This is a genomic window from Puia dinghuensis (assembly GCF_014642875.1).
Classification (GTDB): domain Bacteria; phylum Bacteroidota; class Bacteroidia; order Chitinophagales; family Chitinophagaceae; genus Puia; species Puia dinghuensis.
Map to the genome: position 1 here is coordinate 1,868,250 of NZ_BMJC01000001.1, position 22,226 is coordinate 1,890,475.

Genomic DNA, 22,226 nt, shown 5'->3' on the forward strand with positions numbered 1-22,226 from the left:
TGGCCTCCCATCCCGCTATCGCGGGATGCGGCTTTTTTGCTTGTCCGCTTTCGTGAGCAAGCTCACGCCGCTACCAAACAAAAAAGCCGGCCAGACTTGCGTCTGGTCGGCCATGTGGGTCGTACAGGATTCGATAAACCCTAGACAAACCACTGTAAATCAGCCGATTTATTACCGAATTTTGGGGCTGGACAATGCCTGGACAATAGGCCCCAATATCCGAATTGCTTTAGTATAAGTCTCTATTAGAAAAGTGAGTCAATTAAGCCCCACAATTCTAAAAGGCTCTTATTAAGCATAGCCTTCTTTTGATTGTAGAAAGGTACTGCTGCCCGGTATACCGCTGCGTGTCCTCGGAATAGATGATCCAGACACCTTCTTCAAGAAGATGAGAAAGGTTTGTGTTCCCGATTGGTGTCACATAGCAACTGGACGTTCGAACAGAAAAACTATGGAAAGAACTACTATAAATTTAGGCATTTTTAAGACTTAAACAAAAAGAGCTTTGTAATGAAATTTAAGAAATGGCTCTTAGGTCGTCTCCGACAGTTTCGCAATGTTTAAGATTAGATGGTGGATTCTAGGTCAAGATTGTCGGGAGCGGCCATCCCAATTTTTTACCTTTGTGGTTTGCCCAATCATGGATCTCGGGTTTTATTATGAACTTAAAGCTGGCATTTCCAATTTGGCCTGTCGTGAATATTTCTACATCTTTGAGCTCCTTAAATGAAAAAAAATTGAAGAAAGCCATTTCATTTGAACGCTACGATTCGCAGGCTCATAAACTCGTCGACCAACCCATACAGAGGGCTTTGATCGACAAGTGGGCAAAAAAAAATAACGCGGAGATAATCAAGAGATTCGAAACTGTCGCTCCAGCAGATGGCATATTTGAAAGCGAAAGTTGGAAGGAGCTTAAAGCATTTGCCGCCGATCGTACTTTACAGATCAAATCCGTCGTCACCGCTAGGTTCTCTGTCTTGGTACACGAAGATATCTTCTCCACAATGGAGATGGCGGAATACTTCGAAAATAGGGGAATTCGAATGGATTTGGCTTCAAAAGAATAGTTGTTTCAGATTCCTGCTGGGCCCGGGTACGATAAAACCTGTTTAGCAGGTTTGGATTCAATTTGGACACACTGAACTTGGAAATGGCTACGATTACTACGGATCAAAAGGTTTAAAGCTCTTTTCGTACTTTTGTTCTTTACCTGGCTCTGTAGCTCAACTGAATAGAGCACTTGACTACGGATCAAGAGGTTTTAGGTTTGAATCCTAACAGAGTCACTGACTTTCAAAGAGTTAAAAAGGGATCGTTTCAATTTTGAGATGGTCCCCTTTTGCTTTTTAACGGCATCGAGCAATCGATTTTTGAAATCTTTTCGCTCTCCGCAATTCGCCCATTTCCAAAATTCGCAAGAAAATTGCAAGCCGACTGAAAGCAAAGGTTAATTCAGCTAGCTTTAACTAAGTTAATTAAAATTCCTTGAGCGAGGAAACAAAGGCTGTCAAGCTGCGATTGGCTCCTTCGATTTACGGAGAAAATTCATGTCGGTAACCGGCGCTTAACCGGGTTCACAGGCAAACGCCCGTGAAGGACGAAGAGTGTCCATGCCAAAAGTCTACCTTTGCAATCTACTAAATCATGGAATTCGAATTTACTTTTGAACTTAAAGCAACCTGGGGATCTGCAAACTATTGCGTTTCGGGACCTGAAACAAAAGTGGATGCCTTTGTCGAGGCATTTTTACCTGTTTTTGAGGGGTGCGACGGTATATCGAAAAACATCAAAGGTCTTCAAAAAAATACCCCTGAGTTATATGCTCGGATGCAAGCCTTTATTGATGAATATTCAAAGGGCTGGCCGCACTTACAAGGGGTTTTAGCATTCCTTCGAAAGCTGACCGCCAACGAACCTTTCCTCTTCTTACCAAATTTGGCTTTATCGCAACGCGATCGGATGATCCTGCATACATACCTGAGATCGGAAAAAGAGGGGAAACCGTTCCAGCAGCTTTTCGCTGAAACTGATGAACTTTTTGGCGATTTGCTGAAAAGATACCAGTTACGAGTCCTTGGTAAAGAACGATACTTCGTAGGCGAACCGGTTAAGGAAAAAAGGAAATGCCGATTTTGCGGAAAAGGAATACCTGATACCACCTTCGACTCGAGGGCTCATGCTATATCTGAATCTATCGGTAACAAGAATTTGATACTTCACGACGAATGTGACGGTTGTAATGCCAAGTATGGGCAAGGTATAGAACTGGACATTGCTGCATACTTCGCGTTTATCCGAACTTTCTATGGAATTAAAGGAAAAGGAGGTGTAAAGCCACTGACTGGGAAAAACTTCAATCTAACAAATACGGATCAATTGAGGCTGTCGTTTGGTGATGGCTTTGAATTCAAATTTGGAGAATCTGAAACTTCCTTTTCGCTTGACATCCCCTGGGCCTACTCTCCCCAAAATATGTTCAAGGCGCTTTGCAAGTACTTTCTTAGCCTGGTTGCTGAAGAAAGACTGGTCTATTTTTCAAAGACAATCGAGTGGATAAATGGAGATGTCACCACTGAAAAATTGCCGAAAATAGCAGTGTTATTCACCAACATAGGGTTTAAGATGCATCCCGAAATGGCCTTATATGGCCGTCTGGAGGATGACCAGACTCTACCTTATGCTATTGGTGATTTCAGTCTCGCTACTTTTAGGTTCATTTTTATCGTTCCATTTACCGAAAAAGACGACCGTTCTTTTGTGCGAAATGAAGATTTTGATCATTTCTGGAATACGTTTAAGCATTTTAATAAGGCGGAGGGCTGGACGTTTGAAGATTTCTCTGGCAACCCAAAAAAAGATCAAGTTGCCGTTCTGCGGGTTTCAAAAAAAACCAATTAGGTTGGCAGCTCAAGGAATATAGTTGCAATTATACGACGCGATTATCTTACATTTATTCCGAGGGTTCCAAAACCTTATTAACTCGTGATAAATTCAAATTGTATGGAACAGACCTTACACAATCTGCTAAACCCCGATCAAAAGGCCGCTATACTCACGGTCCTCAAATGGGTAGGTTTATGGGTCGCTATGGATGTTTGTGACGGAGCCGAACTAGGATCCAATTCTGCTGCACTGTTAAATAGAACAGCATCGTTTTTGAAATTTGATCCATCTAGTCGGTTGCTGAAAATATATGAGCAGGAAGATGCGGAAGAATTACTTTTCGATACGCTAAATACAATTCCAGATGTTGTGAAACCTTGGTTTGTCGTTGAATCCTATCTAATGTTGTCATCTGAAGGAACAATAACAGAAAGAGCAATGAACATAGCGCTCTCCTATTTTGAAAAATTTGGGATAACACAAGCAAACTATCTTGAAATAGTTCAGGCAGCCTATATAGCAACCGGAGACTCTTGACTGTTCCCAGTATTCAAATTGCGTCTGGCAACGGGGTTATAGTTAACAAATTATCGTTGAGCTATCAGTATTATACTCAAAGATTTTGCTGTTCGTGGCATCAATATTGGTACTCTTCATCCTCACGGGCTGTCAATTTTGTAACTGCCAGACCGGAAGGGTCTGGCCTTCACACGAGTAAACGCCTTTACGGAGGGTCAGTCGCTTCTTACTCGATTGCTAAACCCAAGTAATTCATTCTCAACTATTGTCCCCCCGTTAAAACACCCATTTTTGCTTAAATCAACGACATTAGTGTTTTCATTGTGAGTTTTGTATAAAACTCTTTGTAAATTTCAAAAGAAGTATGAAAAAGGGACTTGACTATCGAGAATTTGCGAAAAACTTATTATTCTTTTAACCTATGTTAAAGAATTATTTTTTGCTTTGTTTGACATTTTGTTTGCCAATCACCATGATGGCGCAACAGGATAGATGGAGAATAGGTTCAGAAATTTATATCAATGTAGATTATCGCGTTGGTAATTATTCATTGGTGTTTCAAGGAGACGGCAACCTTGTGATCGTTCAACACATGCCGGGAAAGGAATGTCCTATTTTTAATACAAGAACTGCTAATCAGGGAGCTACTCGATGCGTATTTCAAGGCGATGGCAATCTTGTCATTGGCACCGCAACACAATTCCTTTGGAACTCGCAAACCAGTGTTTCACCCAATATCGCAAAAAATCGTTTTCTGCAAATAAATGCTGATGGGAATCTCGTTATATACGACTCTTCATCGGGTAAACCCATACCGATTTGGAATATGTTTGAATATGTTGCTAAGGCTGAAAACATGAAATATAAATTGGACTCAAATTCATGCGCGGTCATACAGCCTTTACATTCAGCAACTGGAGATTGTAAAGCCGCGGAAATGGTAACTTGCGCTTGCGAAATCCTTCCAGGGAGAGTCCAAAATGTTCCTAGATGGCAGGTATATAGAGACACCAAAACACATAAGGTTTGCCGTGTTAATGGACTGACTCCTTGCGCCAAACCAGTGGGATCTTGTCTTATGCCTAGATAGGACAGTTGAACCGCCATCTCAGGCCCCCGTGATATTTTGGAAGATGTCGGTTGTCGCAACTTTTTCATCGTGTATTTATCGGTGAATATTGAGGGAGGGATTCGAACCATCTCCAAATGTGTGTACATTAATACCCGTCGGGACAAGAGGTGATAGGTGCAGCGACATTTCGACCTCGAAAATTCTAGTGGCGTTTCAAATCAAAACAAAGCAAAATAATTCAGATAGTGATAGTTACGGTAGAATCGGCAATTGAGGTTGCGTGGAGCAAGTTCAATTGGGAAAATCTGAAATTAGAAGTATTTTAGAAGGCAAAATAGACATATGACAAAGGACAATGAATATTTGGTGGAATACCAAGCCAAAATCAATACAGTGACGTTTAAATATTTGGAATCTTTTAAGGCGGAAGTTTCAAAGGATAAGCGAACCTTCGACACCGCGAGTGAATTCCTAAATAAGCATAACGGGACGTTTCGTAGTGAGGTCGCGGGTGTGGGTGTAGACCTTTTGCATTCACACGGCCTCAATCCTGAAGCTGTCAAGGTTGTGATTGAAAATAACGGTTGGGCAGTTTCGAAGTTGTTCGTCGAAGTGATGAACGAGGGGATGGGCAGGCAGGTTTTTGCAACAAACATCTAATGACATGATACTTCGAAATTACAAAATCGAAATTGACCCCCTTAATGGCTTTGTACTTCCTCAGAATGTTCCTCAAGAATTGGGATGCTCAGTTTCTGAGCCTAGTGCGTTCGTTGAAGCGCCGAGAGGGTTAACCTTCACGAATACAGAGGGCAGTCCAATAGATAATCATCCAGTTTTTATCCACCGAGCTCGTTTTGTCAAGATTTTGCCAGGAACTCCGCCAGAACAAACGGAGATTGATGAAGTAGTTTGGTCCTGCCTCGCCCCTTTTAGGATTGAACCAGCAAATGTAAGTGTGCGGGTCAAGTTTAAAAATACAATGGAAATATAAATGGCTATCTGAGCGCTATTTGTCGTGAGAAGATTGCATATTATGGATAGTTTTGGTCCCAACAGGCTCTTTAAGGTGATCGATACCAGTCACCTTTTTGCTATCGTCTATGAAATTATGGTCAAATAATGCCTCTTGCCATTTCTCGAATTCGGACTCATTGGTTGCCAGCCGATGCCAGGCTTCAGATATCAGATCAACAAAATTAACGGCAGTGGCATCTAAAGGTTTTTGGTCCTTAAAGCAAATCGGGTTTGCTTCCTCTATCATGCAATCCAACGTATCGGTAATAATAGGATCGTAGCTGGCTGCGTAGTATCCGTGATAGATTTGTTGCAATCTCATTGTTGCCGAAAGTTGATTCCATTCGGCCTCAATTTGTTTCGCTTCGTCGGTCAGCCCCAGCTGCTTTGCCCGCACTACCAAGAACTTGATTCTGATTAATGAAACCGGGTGCATACTGTTTTCTAAATCGTTTTCAGTTAGATAGAAGGCTTCTCTGCCGGACATGCGCAAATACAGGGAAAAAGTCTTTAAAAAGGCTCCTCCACCGATAACCAGACCGACTGCGTCACAAAACAACTCCTCTGTCCAGTCAAACCAGGTTTCAATGATCTTCTTGACACGATGCCTTTCGGCAGTAGAACGTCTATCGTTCTGCTGAAATGGTGGCGCTAACAGTTCCTCCAACTTGTCCTGTAATTCCTTGATGAGGTCGATCATTTCATCTCTGTGATACTGAAAAAGGAAATGACCAAATTCGTGGAAAAACAATGCTAGATGCAGTAGGCTCTTTCGACTTGAGGACGGAAGGTAATAAATAACAGGTATCTTTACCGACGGGTAAATCGAAAAATTTCCATCCGACACGGCAAAGGCAATATTTGTAGACTGAGGGTGCTGATCATGCAGCCATTTTATCAAACGAATACAGAGGTAATCAGAAGGATGGTATCTACTGATGGGCGTAATGAACTTATGGCTAATTATTCGGAGGTTTCGGGTGACGGATTGCGTTCGCTCCAACACTTCACTCCAAATGTCCGCTATGTTCATGCCTAAATACCGAAGATTTCCGGCGATTACGCTTTCCTGAATTCTGAGAAAATTCATGATCCAAGCAACATAGGGTCTCAGTTCATCAGGAAAGCTGCTTTCATGGATGATACTTCTTAGCGCAGTGATTTCCCTTTGCAGATCTCTGTTGTTACTCTCTAATATTCGTTTCATTATATGTCCCCCACTATACTCTTGGAATCGTTGGACACCTGTTCTTCGAAAAGCAAGCGCAACTCGGACAATGCATTAATTATCTCTGCCGGATTTGATTTGCTCCCATCCTGCAAAAGGCTACGCAATGTAGACAAATTGGACTCAAAGAGTGAAGAGCTATATCGGCCTTTTTTCCCCTTGGCTTCAACAAAGCTTTTGGCGAAGTTGCGAAGCCTTATGTCCGTGCCAACGAGCGGCTCTTCGTCATGCTGCTCAACCTTTTGTACAAGGGGCGCGAGCCGATCGCCAAAGGCGAGGACAAGTTCTTTCGCGTTGGCCAAAGTATCGAGACTAATTCCGGTATCACTGACTTTGCCCTTCAACTTGTAGTGTAGCAACAGGTTATTGATGGCATCGAGAATTGTCTGATTCTGGTAAAAGCTGGTGATATTTAGTCCTTTGCTTTCCATAACCGTTATTTTAGTCGCTTGATTTCCTGGGCGCGCTTTTGGGTTAGTTGGTCGTCTGCGCGCTTAGCCGGCAGCGGCAGCTTTTGAGCCACCTTAGGGCTAGAAAAATTAAACTGCGCCGAGTACATTATATCGTGCAAAACGTCCTGCATATCTGCTTTGGTGTACTTGTTTACTACAGACAGGGGGTCGGGCATACCCTGCGTTAGTGTGGCGTATCCAGTAGTTGCGAGCACAGATACGTCCTTTCGAAGATGAAGGAAGGACCCCTCTAGTGGATTGCAAACGTCCTCGTCATCATTGTTATCCCAGAACCTTATTTCTTTTCTAGACGTTTTGTGAAGTTCAACAAAGTCATAGCCTATGGAATCCGACAAAATTGTTTTGGCTATCAGCTCCTCAATCGCCACTTTGATCGCGCCAAATTCATCTTTGCAGTCCTTCCCGTCTCTATAAAAAAGTATCTTGCCCACTCCGTGCTTTGCGATCTGCTTTTTGAGCCCCGTAAATAACTTTACAAGCTCATCTTTCAAGATCTCCGAATTAATTGTTTCCAGTCTAATATCCGTTTTCCTAAAGGTATTGCAGGGAAATATAGGAAACGGCATACCATCTTTGAAGTACATCGTTGATATGCAAAAATGAGAATAGTCCTCGCTTACATCGAGGGCCACGTGGATGTTATATGTAAAATGGTCAGCCGGAACAATAAAAGGAACGCAGTTCATTTGCTGCACGATGTCCAAAACGTTCATTTCGATATATGCATCCCAATCCTTGATAGCCTTTTTCAATGAATCACTATTGGGATTCATGCTTGCACGCTGCAAACTTTCATATTTTTTAATCAGTAGTTCAGCTGTAGCACGCTTAATGCCCCAGTCCTTAAGTTCGAAGTCAATGAGCGCATATGTAGCCGGGTCCTCGTCATCAAATACAAATATTACCATACTTGTGTCGAAATCCTTCTTTAACTGCACCGTCGCTTGAAGGTATTTGTCGTAAGGGGGAAGCACCACCACATCAAGTTCCACTTCGTTTCTGGTAATTTTATTAAAATATCGGACAATTTCTTCACGGAATTTATGTTGGACAGTCTCACTTACTGTTTTCGGAAATGCAAAATAGAGTTTCGATCCGGACAAGGTAGGTGGGATATAGTAGCAACCAAATTTATCCAACAATCGCTTTTTGCTGCGGAAATATTCCCTATAAGCAAATTGTGTAAAGTCGGCGGGCGATTCTAGAACTTTGTTCTGACCAAAAATCAGCGGTGGAAGTTTAATGTGTCCTATTTTTTCTAAAGCAGGTCTGAAGAAAGCCTTTTCGAATGTCCCCCCGCATGAACCAAAGGGGGACGGGCCTATTTTTTGCCAGAATTCCTCTAAAAGGGTTTTTTTGTCAGCCGCACTAATTTTGTCTAAATGTGAAAGGTGTTGGGGGATGGCGCTTGTAAAAATTCGTGGAAACACATATTTGGCAGCCACATAAACTTCCTTTTCCATTCCTGGAAAAGATACAATTACAACCTTGTCGTCTGGAGATACGTTATACCGGGGATATTTTTTCTTGTAATAGTCATAAGAATTGAGATATGACGTCTCCTTTTCCTTAAAGGAAGGTGTAGTCGAGAGTGTTTTTTCAGGACAAAACTTGACAAACCAGCATTTCGTTCTGCCATTCGGGCCTTTGTAAAGGAGTGTGCCTTTCTGTTCTTTCTGCCGACTGGTAAGATTGTTGAATAAGTCTATTTGCCCTTTAGCGAGAAAATCAAAAGCCGATCGAGATGAGAAAAAGGAAGTTGTCACACCTACCGAAAACGCAAGCCCTTCTTCTAAAATGACCTCGGATATTTCGAAACGGCGAAATCCAATGAGGCCATGTTTCTCATCCTTAAAAAAGGGCTTCGCCTGGTATTGAATACGGGGACTATCCAGCGTCCAGAAGTCGGACCGGCAGTTTATTTTGCAATGTGATAGTAAGGCTCGCTTGTACAAGTTCGCGATAAGCTGTTTGTCACGACTATTGCCTGAGAATTTAAGATCGAAATAGCTTCCTTCAAATTTCGGGGATATAAGCCAATCATTAACTTGAATTGTGTTGTCCGGAAATAGAGCATTTTCGGGGATCAACATTTCACTTTTGTTGCTCCCTTGAAAGGGGACAGCGGGGATATTATACCGCTTGCTGAATTCGGAGCAAATTAGCTGTACTTCTTCATCCTTCAAAGTTTCCCCATGTAGGACGATCCGTTTTGTTCGCAGACTTAAATTGTTACCGTTTTTGACCAGCTTCATTCCGGTCTCCATGTATGTTCCCATATCAATTCAATTTATAGCAGACTTCTTCAAACGGGCACTGTTCGCAAATTTTACCCCGAACTGGCAATTTTGTAAAAGCCGCCTCGTTGCCGTCGATACCATATTTGTGAAGGTATTTCATTCGCTCGGAGTCCTGAACAACTTTCATTTTGGCACGCATAATGTGGTCATCAGAAAATTCAAGATCCTCTACGGTTCCTTCCTGTAGATACGCCTTGTAAAGTTTGACTCTTGACTTGTCAATTTTTCTGGCTTCAACAGCCCAAAGTGCGTAAATCATCAGCTGGAGGCTTGTTTCCTCGTTTTCCAGATTTCCCGTTTTCCAATCCGATACAATGAAATTCTGGTCATAATCTTCAAAGCAAAGATCCAGCTTGCCTACCACCTTGGCGAAATCTAAAATTGAAAGGCGAACCCAAGATTCCTGCATAGACCCTTTCATCTTACCACCTCTGCGCAAAAATTCAAAGTCTTCTGATGTATAAAAGTTGGTGAGATTAAGTTGAATTTTTTGCTTTATGCCTTCTTTGAACTCAGAAATATTTCCAATTCTGCCATAATAAACTTCTTTGAATAGTTTCTGATCTGGCTTCAGTTCAATCGGCTTTATTGCGGCTTGCATTTTCAATGTCAATGCAAAAGCATCTTCCAACTTGGTGAAAGCGTGGCTCAATAGTTGGTTAAGACTGTGGTTAGATCCGGCCTTATATCTTCGGAAATAATAGTCGATCGTTTCGTGGATGATGGTGCCCATGATTAAGGGGCGATTTCCCATCTTGGCCAGGAACTCAAGGTGAGTTTTATTCTCCAGGTTCCGCGCCGCTCTCTTTTTACTGCCATAGTAAGCATAGAAATATTTTCTCGGACAGGATTCAAGAGCGTTGGCCCGGGAATGCGACCATCCCTGCGTTTCAGGTTCAACATTCATCGGGATTATATTTCCGAATAGGTCGGTTTGCATTACCGAAGCGATTTGAGTTGTTGTTGCAAAGATTGCCATTCTGCGTTTGAAAGATTCATCTGTTTTACTGTGTTCAAAAATCGAATGGCTTCGGGATTGCTAATGACATCCTTTAAGTCATTGCTGACTTTTCCTGAGTTCGCCAAAAGAATCTCTGGCGGGACTTTTAGGCTATCGGCGATCTTGATGATCGTTTCCGCTGCCGGGGGTGGCAATCGGTCGTTTTCTATCTTGCTGATGTAACTGTAGTCCACACCGACGCTCAGTGCTAATTCTCTTTGGCTGATGTTCTTCTCGTGCCTAATTTCCTTTAATAACTTTCCAAAAGTTTCATTCATAGCACTAAAGTAGACAAAATGTTGAGTTTATACTCAACATTTGTTGACTTTTTTATCAACATACTTTAACCATCTGATATACAAATAATTAAAACATTCAGTATTATCTAAATTTATCCCATTACGACAGGAATCACTACATGTGGGTCCTGCTGCGTAAAGGATTTCAGCCTCGCCACCTTTAGGTCTCAAAGGTGCAACATACACTCACCCTAGTGGAAAAAGATTTGGATATAGAATATTCTGGACTCGTGTAATTAATGAGACTGCTTCTCCGGTAGAACTAGCAATTAATTTCCGTGCAGATTCATTCGCAATTTTCCCTAAGCCCGACTCCCTTTTATTAAAATTATTTCTGCTTCCGAACACAATGACACCCGACAAAGAATCATTGTACAACTACGGTGTGGATCTAAAACCTTTTCTGGATACTGCCTTTTATAAACCGACCATGTTGCACAGAACTATTCATTCTAAAGAGGAATATCTTTGCAATATCGCATTGGTCCTTATCGTGCCTAATAATGGCGCCGTAGTAACAGGATTTGTATTAAAAGGACAAGACCTTTTTTATAGTATTAGCATAGGCAAGCAGATTGATTCTGCCTTAATTCCCTGCGGACAGATTGTTTTTAAAAAATGAGTTACTATTACTTTAAAAGTAAAGAGGGTCAGAAACTGATCTCAGACTGACTTCCAAAAATGGCGATGACGAACAGTTGAAGAACTTCCATTGCTTTTTGTAGCAAAAATACGTTGTCAGACAACGCACCAAAAGGTGCACTTGGACGAAGGTTTACGATATCTTCGCAGGTTAACTTATTTCTCATCACCGGCTTTTTTGAAAGTACCAAGCTTGTTCAGCATAGTAATAAATATATTGTCGACAAAATTGATAGCAATGGCATAAATTGCTAGAGAGTAAGCCTCTCTGTAGTTTCCTAAAAAGCACACCAAAAACGCGAGGCCACCCAGGCTATAAAACAATACATAAAAGACCGTTATGATACATAATATCCATGTCGCTTTTTGTGCTGTTGTACTGTGAATCTCGAAAGTATATAGTTCCGAAATTATCCATTGGAATATATCATTTAATACACGCATCATTACGGCCTCGATTGCCAAATCGTACGCCATCTTGAAGTGGCCCAATAGGCCCATAATAAATGCAACGATACTGAGTACTAAAAAGAGCAACTGACAGAGGCTTATTACCCACAACAACTGCGCTCTTTTTTGCTCCGGATCCGCCTTTTTCAACAGATCGCGCCATTTCATATATGCATAGTTTAGTATATAATACTTGTTTATTCGGGGCATGCATTTCTTGCCGATAATACATCTGAATTTCCAAAGCTGCCGCTAAGATGAATTTTAAACAGCAAAGTCATATGTAGATACCCCTCATTTCCAATTGGTAGTTGGTCGTGGCTTACCCCATAGGAATGGAAGCAGGATTTTGAACTGCGAATCTTTCTCAACATATTTTATGGGGAACGGAATCGGGGATACGTAAGGAAATCCTATCCATACCGCTTCTTCTTGATTTTGGAGGTCACGCGTCAATAACTGAGGAATATATTTTCCGGGATGAAATAGGGTGGAGCGAAAGGGACCTATGAGATCGAGCAATGCCTTTACGTTCACGATTACAGCAATGCGCGTCTTTTTCGAATAAGATGTATATCGATTTACTCTGACTGCCTCTAAAAATTGCTCTGGTAGAAGGTCTGCCTTGAATCTATTACAAAGATAGCACGAGAAAACGATGTTTTTTGGATGATCGATCCCCCCAAGGGACAAAGGGATGATATGATCCTTAGTGAACCGAATAAGGTAAGGAACGCTCTTATCACCATATACTAAACTATATTTCTTGATGGCCTTTTCACAATAATAACAGCGGTCCTCAATCATATGTTTATACTGTATGCAATACTGAAGACTGAACTAGTCATCAATTGGAACCTCCCCGGTATGCCTTTAAAAGCTCCACTTTTTTTTGTTTTGTTTGTTCACTATCAAAAAACTGAACGCTAAATGAAGACAGTGTAAAGTCACTCGGAAGGGAACAGGATTTCTTTTGAACATTATCCCAACCTGTGATCACCACAGTGCCAAAAAGTGGTGTGGGGAATACGTTGAGTTGCATGCCAAGATTGTCTTTATTTAGACAAAAGGCATCAGAAACAATTTGGACAGTTTCTGTGGAATCAGTTACACCAAAGCACTTTTCTGTTTTCAAAAGTATTGTTACTTCTTTGTCATAGAAATCAACAATGTCAGATAGATATACGTATGCCTTTGTTCCTTTATCTGGTTCGAGCAATATGGCAGTCATAGAAACTTTCTAACAAAATTATCTATTCCCAGGTCGTCTTAGCAGAAAACCGGACAGAAGCACATTTCAGAATGACCAAACAATGTTTGGGATTAACGGATAGAGCTGTTAATAAGATTGATTGGCGCGACAGCCTGAGATTTGCGATACTGACCGTACCAGTAATGGAAAACGTTATAGGCAATATGATGCTCGATGCACCATACTTTCTGGGACTGCCCTTCCTGCTTCCAGGCTTCTATCTTTTTGAACATCTCCTCTCATACCGACTCGTTATTGGCCATATATTTTTCCGGTAAAAATATGTGGCAGTATCCTAGCTGCAACAGGCACTTCACCGGAGGCTTACGCTATACTTACGGCCCTCAAATGGGTAGGTTTATGGGTCGCGACGAATGTCTCTGACGTTTTCGAAGTGGGTTCGAAGTTTGCTACACTGCAATATGAAACGCCCTGGTTCTTTAATTTTGATCAATCCAGTCGATCGCTGACCATCTATGAGCACGAACATAGTGGCTTTGTGTATTTAATTGTATTGGACAATATTTAGCGTGACAAGTTACATAAAAGAATTAATATCTGACCATACACTCCTTCGTTGTGCCAATCAGTCGACCAGATAAATTATTTCCGATGTATTATTTATGTCTTTTCCAACCAAACTCAAATTATCTTTGCTGTTTAAATATGCCAGGAATACCATCACGAAGGACAAAAATCCTCCAATATCCATTGCATTACTATAATAACCAGTATGCCACACTTGTAATCCTTTCTCAGTTATTACACCTTCCTCAAATCCTAAAAATATATTTTCCATGAATAATGCAGCCGCAATATAACGTCCCTCCGTCTTTTTCAGTTCCTTAGTTTCGTGTTTTCCCAGCAATATGAAGCAATATTGACCGCCATCCCTACAAAGAATAGTGCCAGTTTTCGGTTTGATATAACAGTTTAAAAAAGTAGAGAAGTTGCTATTCCTAAAATGACTATCTCCGTCAATTTTAAAACATAGTTCATCCGGGATAAGATAGTTTAGATGCTTTTCTTCTCTTTTAAATTCCTTCTTTGCTATAGTATACCCAAAAAACTCATGTAACCCAACAGCACCTTTGAGATAATTCTTCGCTTCATTGTTCTCTGCCTGAAATGGAAGTTCCTGGGGAGCATTCTTCATATCGTATGACATGAAAAGTAAAAAGGGAAACTTTTGGTATGTTACGTTATTCAAATGGCATTTTTATTAGAGTTGGCAAATATATTCATTTTTAGAGCTAAAGGACATCGACTGTAAGATGAAATATTTACTCCGCTGACTTTGTTGTACGATCGAATGATACCTATTACAATTTAATCCGTGTCTGTAATAATTGGCTGAAGCCTTATCGTTTCTAGGACAGGCCGGATTTAGACTTTTGATTCACGTTCAGCTCCAATGGTACTAGCTCCTTTTCTGGTGTTTTACCTAATCTAAATTCTGTTTCTTGGTCGTAATCAGTGACAGAATATAATCATAGACCTTCCTATCAAAGTCAAATTTGCTCTTCCGATCCGCCTCTGTCTTTTCATCTTCCGAAGAGCTCACATTATGTGCGAAATCGAGTAATGCTTTATGTAGATCCATAGATTCACCGGGTTGCGGTAGGCTTTGAATATGCAGCGCTAAATTGACGATCACATTAGATAGTAGGATACTATCAAGCGCCTTCTCGGTGGCCAATATTACGAACCGAAAACTAGCTTCATCATTAATAAGAATGACCGTGACAGTCGTTTTAATTGTGTTTGACTCTTCAGCTGGGGTCAGGAGGTATTCGATAAAACAGCCCTTAATGAGAATATCTATTGTATAAACATAATGGAGTGGTCTTCCATCAACATCTTTGTAGGTTGTTGATTGGAGGTTATTGGCAAATAAAATTGGTTCAAGGTTCATTACAGTAGAATTCAAATTTAGATCGGAGTGGACTTTATTTTCCTACACCCATGCTTAAAATTGGAGACTTAGCGCGCCCTTTATTGGGATTAGTGTTCTTGCCATAGCGAAAACCATCTAGTCTCTTTGCCTTTTACTAACCGGCATTCGTATAGTTTTTCTGTGTGGCCTTCGGCTACGGTGCAAACTTCTTCCACTGATGCATAACGAATCTGCAAGGTGCCACTTGCGAAAGTGAAAAAGAGAGTTGTATCTGTTATTTCGCTGCCTATAATCTTATATCGATTGTCCAATACCTGCACTGAAGGAGGAGAGATTATTATTCTTCCTTCGGTAACATGACAATGACTATTAGCTGAATCACATTGCCGGACAATCGTAAACCTCTTTGGCATGGAATGTTGCGCCGCAAAAGCCAAAAAGCATAGAAAATATATTGTTTGCATACATGGGCTGATTACATAAACGCGTATGTCTATTGTTAAAAAGTAACATGCTCTTCGTAGGGTTGTAGTTTACTTTCAAAAAGTGCGCTAGTCGCGCAATTTGGATAAAAGTCAATTTCGATGTTTAGAGTACCAGGCAAATTTCAATGCAATGACTCCACCTATAAGTACCCGAATAGCCCGTAAAAGTCCTGCTTTTTTCTGGGGGGAGTTTAGTTGGATATTGTGACACACTATATTTTCAATACGAAAAATGTCAATCATCAACTACCATTCACAAAATAGGGCGTTGATTATTTGCTGTCATTGGAAAAATGTAGATTGCATTAACACTGACGGGTTTTGTCCCCATATAATGCCAGTTTATCCAGCAACAGCCTTTGCTGAAGATAATTTCAAAAATGAAAAAGCGCACCAGAAGTGATGCGCTTAAATTTGAAAGCAAATCACAAATGTGATAATTGCTGATAAAATAAAGGTATTAATATTTCGTGAATTCAGAAAGAAAATCTATACCGCGCTGCAAGACAACCTATTCACATGTCAATCCCATTAACAATTCTTATTGCTTTCTGGCGCTCAGTCATTGGTTCTGAATTGGATAGTGCTGTAATATAGGTAATCTACAATTCTTTGTTCTTCAGGATCCTTATCAGTTCCGATATCGTCACATCCTGAACCAGCTCCGATTAATTTGGAAAATTTGCGGCGAAGGAGTACAACCTTATACTTGGATTTCAGGAAGTATTTCATAGGCTACAAGACGATTCCACAGCTATAGGTCCTATTCTAATTTTGCACTAGGGCTGGACATGGGTCCGGAACGGTGTCTCCTAACACTTTTACAAGGCCCTGAACACACGCACCGTTGATGCAAACCTGAAGCTCTCGATTCGTCTTCTATGGATAAAATGTCCATTAGGCTAAAATTCAGACTCCACAAACAGCACCAGCCAGTCTCCTTTATCATCTAGTATACCAATCTGATAAGGTGCGGTGCTCGTCTTGTCAATATATCCGAGAAGTTTTCCACCATGTAAGTCCGACATATACTTATACTTGAAGTCAAGCACGACATTGCCTTTGTTATCAACTAGGCCATATTTGAGCATGTCCAATAGAAATATGCCTTTGCCTTCGTCCACCAGCTCACGCAAGGTTTCAGAGATATAAAAAGGGTCTTCCAACTGATCTCCCCCGGAAATTCCGGTTCCTGGCTTCGAATCATCAATATAGTAGGTATTTTTGAGAAAAGTAGTCACGACAGCGCCGTTCGAATCGATTAGAATCGGCTGGGTGGTATATCCCTCCTTTGCCAGGGCATAGCCCTTATAAAATGTGGTCGCATAGGCGAACCGGGGAGTTATTACCACCTGATCGTTTTTGTTAATATACCCATATTTGCCTTCTCGATTTTGTACTTTCGCCAGTCCCGAAGCAAACCTGCCGGGAGAATAAGTATAGTGGCACGGTATTATCAACTTTCCTTTTGTGTCGATAAACCCCCAAAGCCCATCGGTATTCTGGACGGCGGCTAACCCCTCAGAAAATGTACATGCGGATTTGAAGGTGACAGGTATCGGCAGTTGCATAGCCCTATTAATATACCCATACTTTCCCGTGACTTGGGACTTGATCGGGGTCAATCCGTCGCTGAAAGGCTGGAATTGATTTAAGGTTACAAGCGTTGTTCCCTTGAGTTTGCTTGCAGGATCGGCGAGCGCTAGGTATTTCATCACGTCAAACCGGACAATTTCCTTCCCGGTTGTATCTACATATGCCACAATCCAGGTACTTGGCTGCCCTTGTGCCCTCACCGCTGTATTTCCGGTTACGAACGGTGACACGTCGGAATATATACCGGTCCCCAAGGTTTGGCCGGCGATGTTCTTTAGAACAATAGCGTTTCCATTACTTGCAAAGAATACCCCCTTGTACAACTGGATCCTCAAGTTGCGAAATATGCCGGTCGAGGGAGGCTTTAGCCCACTAGTCAGCATTTTGCCGGTAAGATCAATTATGGCGATCCCGTCTTTCCTTTGCATAGTAAAGTATTTACCATCGAACTGCGGGACAAATTCGCCGGTCTCAATGCCATAGCCCCCAACCTTTATTGGCTGCGCATGTGCATGAAATCCAATCATGAAAAGCAACGCTAGTTGCGCCGGGGCAAACCAGAAAGAAATAATGGAATTCATAAATTTAAGGTTAATGATAGTCATTTGCTAATTTAACTAAACCGAGCAATTTCAAAAAAAGTTAGTTTTTTCAAATCCAATGTCAAAAATGCTATTGTTGTTCCCAATGTAGGGAAGAAGTAATTGTTGACATCTATGGTCACCCACCATCAATACGTGGACGTGTATTTTAGCCCTCCCGACGGTCTCGCGATAATTATTTTAACCTATATTTATAGAATTAATGCTGTATGAAAATAATTTACACCTTCTTCATGTTCGCTCTTTCCACCTATGCGAAGGGGCAAAATGTGGATACATCAAGACAATTTAGTCCATGTGGTAGGACAGTCGTATATGCAGTGGACGACATGAATTTAAAATCCCTGGTCGGAGAAAATCTCGCGAAGCCAGATATTAACCCCTTTTTTTATGGAGGAATTGATCAGCTGAAAAAGTACTTTATAGATCATCCAGTTACCGACGGCAGAGCCAAAGACATCGTGTTTAGAGTTCATATAGGGTTTATTGTTAACTGTGACGGAATGGCCGGAAGTTTTCAACTTCTACATAAAAGCAGCAAAAGCTTACTGGAGAATCTATCCCTGGAGGTCTTGACAATAGTTAAAGATATGCCTCAAAAGTGGCAGTCAGCAACTGCTGACAATAAACCAGTTGACAGTTACCAAATACTTTCATTTACGGTTGTTGGCGGGGAATTGGACAAGGTTTCTTATAGGTAAAAAGGCTTTCGAAAACTAAATATGAGGATTACAACTATTATAATATGTTTGTTGACTGGAGAATTCCTGTTTGCGCAGGACAAACCTTTGGTCTACCGTGCCAATTTTCGGAGTTATGTTACAATACCAGGTGTCAAAGACACTATCTTTGCAGATAAAATAAATGAGATCACAATACGATCAGATTCGACTTTTGAGTTTTGGAGCAGACCCGCGACAAGCTGTTTCACCTGGCATCATTATGCGGGAAGATGGAAAAAGTTGAAAGACACGTTGTTTTTTGCGGACCAATATGAAGTTAGAGAGAATGACACAAGGGTAATTTACGAGCGAGACTCCAACCAGGAGTTTCTTATAAGTTTCAAAACGGACAGAAATTCTGAGTTGAATGAAAGAAGCGTAAAGGTTCGATACGTTTATGACTTTAATTCCCGCTTAGAAGACTCTGAAAAGATATTCACCTTAAGATCAGACAACACACTCGCTATTAATTTTAGAGAAATACCAAACCTTTCTCAGCTTGCTTCAATTAAAGTAGAGTATTCGTTAAATCCCAATGAAAAAAGGTATGTATATTTAACAGAAAACAAAATCGCTAATATAAGGGAAGGTGCCATTCCAAATATCATTGGCATTGAATTTATCGAAGTTCAAAGAAAAGAAATTGTTTATCGGACGATCAAGGGCGTCCTTCAAAATAACTTACTCGTGATTGTCTCAGCCAGTAAAACTAAAGCCACTTTGCCGGATTACTTTCGCGAAATTGAGTTCGAAAATGGGTACGTACTGCAGAAATGACTACTGCCCAACCTTTTTCCGTATGCCTGATAATAGCAGGCCTCTAGCACGAACACAATAAAAAACGCACCGTATTCCTTAGCTGACCGTAAAATGTGACAAAGGCCGAGTCAAATATTCGGCGTTTACAGCTTATGAAGCCTGGAAACACTCTTCATCATCCAATCAAAAAGGATCACTTCGACATCGCGAAGGTTGTCTGCAAAAGGGTTTGCGTTTTCAATGATACATTGATATAAGATTTGTCCATTGTCGTTGAACTCCTCTATCCAATAGCAGTTTCCATAGGTATGCAAGGCGATGATATGATCAGTATCATAGTTTTTGTCGATAAACTTTTTTACAAATGCTTTGATTGCTTTTTTCTTCTTGAGTTTTTTATACTTTTTCAGAAATTTGGGGAATTTGAAAGATATTAATGCAAGATCGTATATATCCTTGTCGTTTCTATCACACCATATAATGCAATCTTCCATTACTTTATCATAGGCTATACTTTCTTCTGGCGTGAAACTTGGCCTTCCGGTTCGATACATTATATAGTCATCAAAACGCTCGTCCGGATTAAAGTTGACCCGAAGGTCACAACGCAAATGAACAAAAAAGGATAGAACGTCAAGGTGGTTTTCGATTTTTTTACCGAAAATAGACATAGATAGTTATTTTTATGGGGGCGTGGAGAAGAACCACCTCCCGATGAATTTCAATTGAAAACTTCTATTAAATGCTGATAGGGAAAATGGAAGGCGATATTACCGCCTTGCTTGTTTCAACCAAGAAATGGAGAATAACGGCCAAAAAACAGATCGGGTTTCCGGCACTTAGCAACATTCTGAGTTTTAAATCCTATTTATAACGTCTATGAAATTTGTTTGGCTTCAAATTGTTTTGATCATTCTGCTGGTGCTCCTTTTTTTGTTGGCAAGGCGGCAAGAAAAAAAACGCAGCTATGGCAGTGCTTTTTTTGCGTATATCGCTATGGTTGTTATTTGCTGCCTAGCACTCTTGGCGAAGTGCCGGCAGTAGGTTTTTCTTATCTTATTCGCTTTGGCAATTCTAAAACATGGAAGATTGCTCGATCATCGGTTTCCGTTTATGGGTATAAACTCCCTTTGCGATACGCTGGAATTCTTCCTGCAGGGTTCGTCGGATTGTCTCTTTCCAATGATTGTTATTGGCGCATTTATCTGGGGCGGTCAGTTGGGCGATGTCGTACACTTGCTGGAGGGCGGCCTCACCCTTCAACCGGTCTATCACGATGGAGACAACGGATTTCCAGGTCGGGCTTATTCCTACTACGATCACGCGGGCGGCATTTACCAATTGATGATGGCCTTTAATACCTGAGTCTCCTAAAGATTCCACGTTTTCCCGGCCATACGCTATTAGGATCGATGGTGCTCCTCCATTTGCGGGTGCTCGAATACCCTCCTCGGTATAGAAATGCAAGCGTCCTTTTATGAACAATATACTGCTCGCATATGGCCACACATAATTCTGAAAGAAGCTGGTTTCTGTCCGGGCGAATATGAGTGATATACCGTTGCCGTGCAGTGCCATTTTGGCCATCCAACGGCCAATCAGGTTGCCATAAGGTGGATTTAGCCATACCCTTCCAAACCAGGGAAGCAACAATCCGTTCTGGGGTAGGCAATAGTGCACTTTGGCCATATCCCAGGGTCGGTGCGCCGGGGCACAAGGATCTAAATCAAATACTCCGTTGGCATGGATAATCTTTGGGTCCGTAAGCCAGATATCGGTTTCCATGTGAGCTGATTGATGCGATCCCATACCCTTCTTCTTTTTCTTTTTCAACGACTTTATTTGTCGATTATCCTCGAAGAGCAAAGCTTCTGCACTCGTTGATTCTTTCATAGCCTACATTCGATTTGTCTTATACTAAAAAAGAGGGCGACCCAATCTAGGCCGCCCTCGAGTCGTACTATTCAGTTAGGAGTGTGTAGGCTGCAACGATCTTTCGGGTCATCGTGGTAGCCTCCTCCAACCGATCGGGGTTTTTGTCGGGATGCCATATATGCAACAGATTATGGTAAGCCGTCTTTATCTGTTTGGTCGTAGCATCTTTGGAAACCCCTAAAATTTCGTGGGGAGTTTTCTCTCCACTCGACAATATTCCTTTGGCTTCGTCCACAGACATGCGCTGTTGAAAGGCCTTTTTCCATTCTGAGGGATTGCCATAGCCGTCTTTGGTGTTGTAAGTCTTGTAACCGGTTAAAAATCGATTTGCCATTTTATTCTCCTATTACTTTTGTTTCAAAAGGTTTATTGTCTCCGGGTAATCCCATCGCTTTCAGATGTTTGCAGTGCCGATGTGCTTTCCATCCGGGGCAGCTACATCCCCAAAACCGCCCCTTTTTATTCTGAGAGACGACGTACATCTTGTCGGATGATTCGCTTTTGATCTCGAATCGAAAATGCCATTGATCATTGTCAGGAAGTATGGCGTTCTCAGCGACCCGGATTGTCGGTAAACCGTTCATATTAGTATTTTTTAAAGAATAGGCATAGTAGATTGCCCATGCCCTGGAAATGGTTGTGATTCGTATTCTTCTGTAGGAAGAAAAAATTAGAAGCCCTTATTGCCATTCAGTGAACAGGAGCTTAATGGCTAACTGCATAGGTTCAGAACAGGTTGCGGTCGAGGCGTAGGTCTTCAAATGGTGGGTTGAGAAAAAGGCGCACGAATTACAGAACAGCAGCTCTGAAAATACCTTGGGTTGTAGCGTAATTTCCTTTATTTTCCGAGTGATCTCGTTGTAAAGATGTTGGGCGATCTGTACCCATTCTCCAAAAGAGAGCACATAGTTTTCCTTCCAAATTTGGCGGGCTAGCTCTTGGTTGGTTATTAACTCTTCTGCCTCCTGCTTTAAGTGGGTTAGAAACCCTTCGATTTGGTCGGGTAACAGTGAAGCCAGTAATTTGGATCGTTGTACATTGTCAATGTTTCCTAGCGATTTCATGCATGTGTTTTTTGAAGTGAATGTGTAA

At 41.4% G+C, this 22,226-nt stretch carries 23 protein-coding genes and 1 tRNA gene; 8 read left to right on the forward strand and 16 right to left on the reverse strand.

Annotated elements, in window-relative coordinates; translation table 11 throughout:
* Positions 1-659: 659 nt before the first annotated feature.
* The 6 genes from IEY39_RS07485 to IEY39_RS07510 all read left to right on the forward strand — a co-directional run bounded on the left by IEY39_RS07485 (position 660) and on the right by IEY39_RS07510 (position 5,137).
* Positions 660-1,070, forward strand: coding sequence for a hypothetical protein (locus IEY39_RS07485; RefSeq protein ID WP_188930029.1), 411 nt, complete (start codon positions 660-662; stop codon positions 1,068-1,070).
* 145 nt (positions 1,071-1,215) lie between these two features.
* Positions 1,216-1,289: transfer RNA gene (locus IEY39_RS07490), tRNA-Arg, on the forward strand.
* 358 nt (positions 1,290-1,647) lie between these two features.
* Complete coding sequence (locus tag IEY39_RS07495) at positions 1,648-2,901, forward strand: HNH endonuclease (RefSeq protein ID WP_188930031.1); 1,254 nt, start codon at positions 1,648-1,650, stop codon at positions 2,899-2,901.
* 102 nt (positions 2,902-3,003) lie between these two features.
* Positions 3,004-3,423, forward strand: a complete 420-nt coding sequence (locus IEY39_RS07500) for a hypothetical protein (protein WP_188930033.1) — start codon at positions 3,004-3,006, stop codon at positions 3,421-3,423.
* Positions 3,424-3,826: 403 nt separating this feature from the next.
* The gene (locus tag IEY39_RS07505; protein ID WP_188930035.1) at positions 3,827-4,495 is read left to right on the forward strand and encodes a hypothetical protein; all 669 of its coding nucleotides are present in this window, start codon (positions 3,827-3,829) and stop codon (positions 4,493-4,495) included.
* Between the two features lie 324 nt (positions 4,496-4,819).
* A complete protein-coding gene (locus IEY39_RS07510; RefSeq protein WP_188930037.1) occupies positions 4,820-5,137 on the forward strand; it encodes a hypothetical protein in 318 nt (105 codons plus the stop codon).
* 349 nt (positions 5,138-5,486) lie between these two features.
* On the opposite strand, the gene IEY39_RS07515 is transcribed toward IEY39_RS07510, so the two are convergent.
* The 12 genes from IEY39_RS07515 to IEY39_RS07570 all read right to left on the reverse strand — a co-directional run bounded on the left by IEY39_RS07515 (position 5,487) and on the right by IEY39_RS07570 (position 17,697).
* Positions 5,487-6,701: a hypothetical protein gene (locus IEY39_RS07515; protein WP_188930039.1), complete on the reverse strand. Its 1,215-nt coding sequence runs from the start codon at positions 6,699-6,701 to the stop codon at positions 5,487-5,489.
* Entirely contained in the window at positions 6,701-7,153 is a 453-nt protein-coding gene (locus IEY39_RS07520) for a hypothetical protein (RefSeq protein ID WP_188930041.1), read from the reverse strand. Before IEY39_RS07520 ends, IEY39_RS07515 begins: the two co-directional genes overlap by 1 nt.
* A gap of 5 nt (positions 7,154-7,158) precedes the next feature.
* Positions 7,159-9,474: an argonaute/piwi family protein gene (locus IEY39_RS07525; RefSeq protein WP_188930043.1), complete on the reverse strand. Its 2,316-nt coding sequence runs from the start codon at positions 9,472-9,474 to the stop codon at positions 7,159-7,161.
* Between the two features lies 1 nt (position 9,475).
* Entirely contained in the window at positions 9,476-10,435 is a 960-nt protein-coding gene (locus IEY39_RS07530) for a PD-(D/E)XK nuclease family protein (RefSeq protein ID WP_229688813.1), read from the reverse strand.
* Positions 10,435-10,773: a helix-turn-helix domain-containing protein gene (locus tag IEY39_RS07535; protein WP_188930047.1), complete on the reverse strand. Its 339-nt coding sequence runs from the start codon at positions 10,771-10,773 to the stop codon at positions 10,435-10,437. The genes IEY39_RS07530 and IEY39_RS07535 overlap by 1 nt, the downstream gene beginning before the upstream one ends.
* Before the next feature lie 819 nt (positions 10,774-11,592).
* A complete protein-coding gene (locus IEY39_RS07545; protein ID WP_188930051.1) occupies positions 11,593-12,054 on the reverse strand; it encodes a hypothetical protein in 462 nt (153 codons plus the stop codon).
* A gap of 126 nt (positions 12,055-12,180) precedes the next feature.
* Positions 12,181-12,693, reverse strand: a complete 513-nt coding sequence (locus IEY39_RS30205; protein ID WP_188930053.1) for an HNH endonuclease — start codon at positions 12,691-12,693, stop codon at positions 12,181-12,183.
* 40 nt (positions 12,694-12,733) lie between these two features.
* Positions 12,734-13,117 carry a hypothetical protein gene (locus IEY39_RS07555; RefSeq protein ID WP_188930055.1) on the reverse strand — a complete coding sequence of 128 codons (384 nt, stop codon included), beginning with the start codon at positions 13,115-13,117 and terminating at the stop codon, positions 12,734-12,736.
* Positions 13,118-13,209: 92 nt separating this feature from the next.
* Complete coding sequence (gene tnpA / locus IEY39_RS30310) at positions 13,210-13,371, reverse strand: IS66 family insertion sequence element accessory protein TnpA (RefSeq protein WP_444544440.1); 162 nt, start codon at positions 13,369-13,371, stop codon at positions 13,210-13,212.
* A 353-nt stretch (positions 13,372-13,724) separates the two neighbouring features.
* On the reverse strand, positions 13,725-14,294 hold the full coding sequence (locus IEY39_RS07560; protein WP_188930057.1) for a hypothetical protein: 570 nt from the start codon (positions 14,292-14,294) through the stop codon (positions 13,725-13,727).
* Between the two features lie 288 nt (positions 14,295-14,582).
* Positions 14,583-15,053: a hypothetical protein gene (locus tag IEY39_RS07565; protein WP_188930059.1), complete on the reverse strand. Its 471-nt coding sequence runs from the start codon at positions 15,051-15,053 to the stop codon at positions 14,583-14,585.
* 1,369 nt (positions 15,054-16,422) lie between these two features.
* Entirely contained in the window at positions 16,423-17,697 is a 1,275-nt protein-coding gene (locus tag IEY39_RS07570) for a WG repeat-containing protein (protein ID WP_188930061.1), read from the reverse strand.
* A gap of 230 nt (positions 17,698-17,927) precedes the next feature.
* Between IEY39_RS07570 and IEY39_RS07575 the strand changes: the two genes are divergently transcribed.
* Together IEY39_RS07575 and IEY39_RS07580 are read left to right on the forward strand one after the other, a co-directional pair.
* Positions 17,928-18,419: a hypothetical protein gene (locus IEY39_RS07575; RefSeq protein ID WP_188930062.1), complete on the forward strand. Its 492-nt coding sequence runs from the start codon at positions 17,928-17,930 to the stop codon at positions 18,417-18,419.
* Positions 18,420-18,440: 21 nt separating this feature from the next.
* On the forward strand, positions 18,441-19,217 hold the full coding sequence (locus tag IEY39_RS07580; protein WP_188930063.1) for a hypothetical protein: 777 nt from the start codon (positions 18,441-18,443) through the stop codon (positions 19,215-19,217).
* Between the two features lie 125 nt (positions 19,218-19,342).
* Here IEY39_RS07580 and IEY39_RS07585 read toward each other — a convergent pair whose 3' ends face one another.
* The 4 genes from IEY39_RS07585 to IEY39_RS07600 form a co-directional block, all read right to left on the reverse strand.
* On the reverse strand, positions 19,343-19,870 hold the full coding sequence (locus tag IEY39_RS07585) for a hypothetical protein (protein ID WP_188930064.1): 528 nt from the start codon (positions 19,868-19,870) through the stop codon (positions 19,343-19,345).
* A gap of 403 nt (positions 19,871-20,273) precedes the next feature.
* Positions 20,274-21,092, reverse strand: a complete 819-nt coding sequence (locus IEY39_RS07590; RefSeq protein WP_229688814.1) for a DNA N-6-adenine-methyltransferase — start codon at positions 21,090-21,092, stop codon at positions 20,274-20,276.
* Positions 21,093-21,159: 67 nt separating this feature from the next.
* Positions 21,160-21,468 carry a J domain-containing protein gene (locus IEY39_RS07595; protein WP_188930065.1) on the reverse strand — a complete coding sequence of 103 codons (309 nt, stop codon included), beginning with the start codon at positions 21,466-21,468 and terminating at the stop codon, positions 21,160-21,162.
* A gap of 346 nt (positions 21,469-21,814) precedes the next feature.
* On the reverse strand, positions 21,815-22,198 hold the full coding sequence (locus IEY39_RS07600) for a hypothetical protein (protein ID WP_188930066.1): 384 nt from the start codon (positions 22,196-22,198) through the stop codon (positions 21,815-21,817).
* Positions 22,199-22,226 lie beyond the last annotated feature (28 nt).